Origin of the sequence: Aeromonas sp. R6-2, assembly GCF_040908155.1 — a bacterium.
GTDB lineage: Bacteria > Pseudomonadota > Gammaproteobacteria > Enterobacterales > Aeromonadaceae > Aeromonas > Aeromonas schubertii.
On record NZ_JBFODE010000045.1, the window covers coordinates 133695 to 139912 of the forward strand.

Annotated in this window: 6 protein-coding genes, 1 rRNA gene and 1 pseudogene; 6 read left to right on the forward strand and 2 right to left on the reverse strand. The window is 60.6% G+C overall.

The genetic code is table 11. The features are described 5' to 3' along the window. Positions 1–137: 137 nt before the first annotated feature. The 3 genes and pseudogenes from AB5Y48_RS12435 (at position 138) to AB5Y48_RS12445 (ending at position 2905) form a co-directional block, all read left to right on the forward strand. Positions 138–1811, forward strand: a pseudogene (locus AB5Y48_RS12435) (AMP-binding protein). Positions 1812–1975: 164 nt separating this feature from the next. Continuing rightward, the gene (locus AB5Y48_RS12440; protein ID WP_005351577.1) at positions 1976–2389 is read left to right on the forward strand and encodes an Hsp20 family protein; all 414 of its coding nucleotides are present in this window, start codon (positions 1976–1978) and stop codon (positions 2387–2389) included. Between the two features lie 72 nt (positions 2390–2461). Continuing rightward, positions 2462–2905, forward strand: a complete 444-nt coding sequence (locus AB5Y48_RS12445) for an Hsp20 family protein (RefSeq protein ID WP_224162953.1) — start codon at positions 2462–2464, stop codon at positions 2903–2905. 45 nt (positions 2906–2950) lie between these two features. Here the strand turns inward: AB5Y48_RS12445 and AB5Y48_RS12450 are convergent, their stop codons facing one another. Beyond that, positions 2951–4204: a valine--pyruvate transaminase gene (locus AB5Y48_RS12450; RefSeq protein WP_368164647.1), complete on the reverse strand. Its 1254-nt coding sequence runs from the start codon at positions 4202–4204 to the stop codon at positions 2951–2953. Positions 4205–4477: 273 nt separating this feature from the next. Here AB5Y48_RS12450 and AB5Y48_RS12455 point away from each other — a divergent pair, with 273 nt between their 5' ends. Beyond that, the gene (locus AB5Y48_RS12455; protein WP_224160924.1) at positions 4478–4705 is read left to right on the forward strand and encodes a hypothetical protein; all 228 of its coding nucleotides are present in this window, start codon (positions 4478–4480) and stop codon (positions 4703–4705) included. Here the strand turns inward: AB5Y48_RS12455 and AB5Y48_RS12460 are convergent. Next, positions 4677–5456 carry a helix-turn-helix transcriptional regulator gene (locus tag AB5Y48_RS12460; RefSeq protein ID WP_050665254.1) on the reverse strand — a complete coding sequence of 260 codons (780 nt, stop codon included), beginning with the start codon at positions 5454–5456 and terminating at the stop codon, positions 4677–4679. The two genes, AB5Y48_RS12455 and AB5Y48_RS12460, sit on opposite strands and share 29 nt — an antisense overlap. 101 nt (positions 5457–5557) lie before the next feature. Between AB5Y48_RS12460 and AB5Y48_RS12465 the strand changes: the two genes are divergently transcribed. Both AB5Y48_RS12465 and AB5Y48_RS12470 read left to right on the forward strand, forming a co-directional pair. Next, a complete protein-coding gene (locus AB5Y48_RS12465; protein ID WP_368164649.1) occupies positions 5558–5728 on the forward strand; it encodes a hypothetical protein in 171 nt (56 codons plus the stop codon). Positions 5729–6141: 413 nt separating this feature from the next. Further along, positions 6142–6218 (forward strand): 16S ribosomal RNA (locus tag AB5Y48_RS12470); the annotation flags it as partial.

The following is a 6218-nucleotide window of genomic DNA, read 5'->3' on the forward strand; positions in this document are numbered from 1 at the left end:
TCCACGTGAAACATGGGGCAGGCAACGGGTTGCGACCAAAGTCGGCTGTTGGAAGGTGTGCTTTTACATTAACTTAACATGGCACCTTATACGCCAGCCGTGCAGTAGGCATCTTTCCACCCAGGCAAGGAGCCAACATGACAATGCTCAGCTATCGAAAAGGGGGCGAGGAGATGCCCCTCATCGACCTCACCCTCGGCGAGCAGCTCGTCGACATCGCCCGCCGTTATCCCGACCGCCCCGCCGTGGTAGTGCGCCACCAGCAGATCCGTTGGAGCTGGCGCGACTACCTGAGCGAGGTCGACCGGGTTGCTCGCGGTCTGCTCGCCATCGGTATCCGCCCCGGCGACCGGGTGGGGATCTGGTCCCCCAATAACATCGAGTGGTGCCTGGTGCAGTACGCCACCGCACGCATCGGCGCCATCATGGTTTGTATCAACCCGGCCTATCGGCGCAGTGAGCTGGAGTTCGCCATCAACAACGTGGGCTGCCGTGCCCTCATCTGTGCCGAGGGGTTTAAGGGCAGCGACTATCTGGCCATGTTGCAGACCCTGGCCCCCGAGCTGGAACAGTGTGCCCCCGGGGCCCTGTGCTCTGCCCTGTTGCCGAGCCTGGAGTGGGTGATCCGGCTGGGGAGTGGCACCACGGCGGGCATGCTCAATTTCGCCGATCTGCAGGCCCGTGGCGATGCCACACCCCGGACCGAGCTGGAGCGGGTGGCCGCGACGCTCACTGCGAGCGACCCCATCAATATTCAGTTTACCTCGGGCACCACGGGCAACCCCAAGGGGGCGACCCTGACCCACAGTAACATCCTCAACAATGCCAGGCTGGTGGCCGCCGGCATGGCCTTTAGTGAGCAAGATCGCCTCTGCATCCCGGTGCCGCTCTACCACTGTTTCGGCATGGTGCTCGGCAACCTGGTCTGCCTCAGCGTCGGCGCCTGCGCCCTGTTCCCGGCCGAGTCGTTCGATGCAGCCGAGACCCTCGCCATGGTGAGTGAGGAGCGCTGCACCGCCCTGCACGGGGTGCCGACCATGTTCATCGCCGAGCTGGCGCTGCCCGACTTCGAGCGTTATGACCTCTCCTCCCTGCGCACCGGCATCATGGCCGGCGCCCTCTGCCCGGAGCACCTGATGCGCAAGGTGCAGAGCCTGCTGCACATGACCGAGGTGACCATCGCCTACGGCTAGACCGAGTGCAGCCCGATCAACCACATGACCGCCATCGACGCGCCACTGGAGAAGCGGGTGACCACGGTGGGCCGGGTGCTGCCCCACACCGAGATCAAACTGGTGGACCTGGAGGGCAACACAGTGCCGGTGGGCCAACGGGGGGAGATCTGCTGTCGCGGTTACAACGTCATGCTGGGCTACTGGGAAGACCCGGCCAAGACGGCGGCCACCATAGATGATGAGGGGTGGCTGCACTCGGGGGATCTCGGCCTGATGGACGAGGAGGGTTACGTGCAGGTGGTGGGCCGCCTCAAGGAGCTGATCATCCGCGGTGGCGAGAACATCTACCCCAAGGAGATCGAGGATCGCATCTACACCCACCCGGACGTGCAAGATGCCGCCGTGTTCGGTGTCGACAGCGATCGCTACGGGGAGGAGGTGTGCGCCTGGGTACGTCTCAAGGCCGGCGCCTTGCTCGACGAGGGGGCACTGCGCGCCTATCTGGAGGAGCGCATCGCCTACTTCAAGGTGCCCAAATACATTCGCTTCGTCGAGGAGTACCCCATGACGGTGACCGGCAAGCTGCAGAAGTTTCGCATGAAGGAGATGATGGACGCCGAACTGATGACCCGCTGAAGGACGAGAGAGGGCTGCGGCCCTCTTTTGCATTCTCCCCTTGAAAGCCGATGAGGACATCCCTACATAGGTGATAAGGCCGAAATGCCCGACAGGGGTTTCGACCAGTTAGCCCGTCCAACCGGAGGGCCATCATCCGTTATCGCTCACATGAGGGTAATAGCATGCGTAATTTCGACTTTTCTCCGCTCTATCGTTCCGCCATCGGTTTTGACCGTCTCGCCAGCCTGATCGAATCGGCCGCGAGCAACGGCAACGGTGGCTATCCCCCGTATAACATCGAGCTGCTCGGCGAGCACGACTACCGCATCACCATGGCGGTGGCCGGCTTCACCCAGGAGGAGCTCGAGATCAGCTTCCAGGAAAACCTGCTCACCGTGAAGGGGAGCAAGCAGGCCGACAGCGGCCGCAACTACCTCTATCAGGGCATCGCCGAGCGTGGCTTCGAGCGCCGCTTTCAGCTGGCCGACTATGTCCGCGTCAAGGGCGCCGACCTCAAGAACGGCCTGCTGCACGTCGACCTGGTGCGCGAAGTGCCCGAGGCGATGAAACCCCGCCGTATCGACATCAACGGCTGATTATCACGACATGAACCGGCCGGGCGCTGCGGGCCCGGCCACCCCGACTATTGCTTGAATGAGGATAGTGACATGCGTATCGACTTTTCTTCCCTGTATCCCAATGTGGTTGGCTTCGAGCGGATGGCCCGCGAACTGGAAGGGCTGTTCGAACAGAAGAGCGCCGGCTGGCCTCCCTATAACATCGAGAAGCTGGAGCAGGAGCGTTACCTGATCACAGTGGCGGTGGCGGGCTTCGAGCGCGACGAGCTGCAGATCGAGACTGAGCAAGGCACCCTGAGCATCAAGGGACTCAAGCGCCCGGCCCAGGAGGAGCGCCGCTTCCTCCACCAGGGCATCGCCGAGCGGGACTTCACCCTGTCGTTCAAGTTGAGCCAGCACGTAGAGGTGCAGGGAGCACGCCTCGAACATGGCCTGCTGCAGATCGAACTGGCCCGTGAGCTGCCCGAACACCTCAAGCCGCGCCAGATTGCCATCGGCAAGCCCGAGCCCCTGGCATTGCCCGCTGGCGAGTGATCGGCGTGAAAAGAGAAAGGCCTGCAACAGCAGGCCTTTTTTGTGTCAGCGTCCGGCGTAGAGGGCGTTGATTTCGTCTGCCAGGATGGCGATGCCGCGGCGCACCAGGTCTTCGTTCTGGGCGTAGTTGAGGCGAATACACTCCTGACTGTGACGCCAGTCGGGATCGTCGATGCCGGGGAAGAAGTAGTGGCCGGGGACGATCAACAGATTCTTCTCCTTGAGGCGTTGGTAGAGCTCGGCGCAGTGAATGGGCAAGTCTTCGAACCAGAGCCAGAGGAACAGTGCACCCTCAGGCTTGTGAATGTGGAAGCGCGGATCGGGGATCGCCTCACGCAGTCGCTTCACTGCCAGCTCTGCCCGCTCCCGGTAGAAGGGCTTCACCACCAGCTCGCTCAGAGTGATGATATCACCGCTCTCGATCATCGGAATTGCCATGGCCGGCCCCAGGCTGCCCGGTGCCAGGTTGATGATGCCGCTCAGGTTGGTGATGGCCTGGATGATGGGCTCCTGGGCGATGACGATACCGCAGCGGGTGCCCGGTAGTCCCAGCTTGGAGAGGCTCATGCAGAGAATGGTGTTGGCGTTCCAGAACGGCTTCACGTCGCTGAAGATGATGCCGGGGAAGGGGACCCCGTAGGCGTTGTCGAGGAGCAGTGGAATCCCTTTGGCACGGGCGATCTGATCCAGGTGCTCGATCTCCTCGTCGGTCAGCACGTTGCCGGTGGGGTTGGTGGGGCGCGACACGCAGATGACGCCGATGTCATCGCCCACCTCGAGGTGCTCGAAGTCAACGTGGTACTTGAACTGCCCCTCGGGCAGCTTCTCGATGGTCGGCTTGTAGGCGACGAAGTGGTCTTCGCTCAGGGCCGAGTCGGCATAGCCGATGTACTCGGGGGCCAAAGGGAAGAGCACCTTCTTCTTGCGGCCATCCGGAAACTCGCCAGCCAGCAGGTTGAAGAGGTAGAAGAACGCGTTCTGGCTGCCGTTGGTCAGGGCGATGTTGCGCGCCGTGATCTCCCATCCCAGTTCACGGCGTAGCAGGTCGGCCAGGGCGCGGATGAAGCGATCTTTCCCCTGCGGGCCGTCGTAGTTGGCCATGGCTCGCACCAGATCGCCGCTCTCCAGCAGCGCCTGCGCCTGTTGCTGGAACTGCTCCAGCATGGCGGGGATGGGGGCCGGGTTGCCGCCACCGAGCATGATGGCGTCGGGGTTGGTCAGCCCCTGGTTGAGGTCATCCATCAACTGGGTGATGCCGGCGTGGCGGGTAAATTTCTCGCCGAAGCTGGAGAAGTCCATGGTGTAGGGGTCCGTCCTGTGTGTCGTCTGCTTTGTTATGAAGGAGATCCACCTTATCCCAGCGGTGGGGCGGGTGTCGACGGGCAAGATGAACGTTCCACGTGGAACATAAATTGTGAGGTGGTGAAAAAAACCACTCTGTGGTTAATGGTTGACCAAGGTGATGGGTTGTGGAACGGGGTTTGAGATAAAGTTGAATGAAATCAATGTATTAATTTTTGGCACGGGACTTGGAATAGACATAGGGTAATCAACCCAATGGAGATATCCAATATGAAGACCCTGATCGCCGCCCTGTTTGCCACCATGGCTCTGACCGCTAACGCCAATGAGACTGGGGATAGACCGACTCTGGATTTGGCAAGCTTGCATCAGGAAGTGAAGAGTGAGGTAGCAGAAGCCAGTGCGGCCGTGGTAGCCGAGGCCATGGAGAACCTGCGTCCGTTGGAGCCCAGTGTGATGCTGACCGAGGTCAGCGCCGCGGAGGAGCCCCGTGGTTAAGGTAGCGCAACGGGGTCTGTCCCGTGTGCTGGCGAAAGAAAGCGATAAAGGCGCTGTCGCTGGCAAAATCGAGGGCTTGGGCTGTGTCGCTCAGGTTGCCCGATTCGGCCAGCAGCTCCATCGCCCGCAGCAATCGCCACTGCTGACGCCAGGCCTGATACGACATGCCGGTCTCGCGCAAGAAGATGCGCCCCAGGGTGCGCTCGCTGGCCGCCACCCGGCTGGCCAGCTGAGCCAATCGCTCCGGCAGCGCGCCGCCACGTACCCCGTCCAGCCAGGTTGCCAGCCGCGCATCGCGCGGGAAGGGTAGCTGCCACACCTGGCGCGGGGCAGCCAGCAACTCCTCCTCGCACACCGTCAGCAGGCTCTGTTGCGCCTGCGCCGTCATATCCCAGGGCCAGAAGGCCATCCGTTCGATCACCTCCCGCAGCAAGGGGTTTACCTCCAGTACCCCGAGGGGCAGGGTGGGCGCCGCCGTCTGCGCGAAATAGAGCGAGCGGTATGCTACCACGCCACGCATCATGGCGCGGTGCACAGTGCCGGCCGGGATCCAGGCCGCCCGGGTTGGGGGTAGCACGCACAGGGTGTCGGCCAGCTCTATGGTGATGCAGCCCTGATTGGCAAACAGCAGTTGATGGCGGGCGTGGTGATGGCGTCCCGAGTCGTGCTGGCCCAGATCGGCGGCGATGCCGATGACCGGAGCTGACTGGTCGTCGGGGTTAAATGAACTATGCGCGGTGATAAAGGCCATGTGTCGTGCTTTTGATGTTTAATGTCTTCAGTATTGTAATGCGACACAGAAGCCTTCCCTAGACTGAGCGCCTTTCTGTTATATAGAGGTGAGGTGTCATCATGACTCGACAGCATTGCCCACCTGTGTGGCTCATTATTCTGTTGATGATGTTTCCCCTGGTGGTTGAAACCATCTACAGCCCGGCGCTGACCAGCATCGCCCGCCACTTCGATGAGAGGGGGGGCTTTCAGGCCGACGCTTTATTGGGTCTGAACATGATCGCGAATTGAATCTGTGGGTAATTCTGTGCAAAAGCTGTTGGTCTGTTGGTGGTTTAAGCGAACGGTACAAAAGTGTGGTTTTTTCGCTGTTTTTCCCTTGCCATCCCGGCGCGCCTCCCTATAATGCGCCCTCACCAGCACGGCGGATGACGCCGGATGGTCAGCGAGTTGGCAACGCCAACCCGGCTGAGAAAGAAAAGCGACAATGATGCTTGACTTTCAAAATGAGGAGCGTAAGATGCGCAGCCTCAGCCGACAAGGCAATGTTCTTTAACAAATTGAATCAAGCAATCTGTGTGGGCACTCGCAGGATTGAAGCATCAAAAACAATTTTTGATATTTCAATGTCTGATGAAGTGACCAAGCAAGACTTCTTTGGAAGTCAGCAACAGTTAATTCAGCAATTCATTGAGCCCAAACTTAAATTGAAGAGTTTGATCATGGCTCAGATTGAACGCTGGCGGCAGGCCTAACACATGCAAGTCGAGCGGCAGCGGGA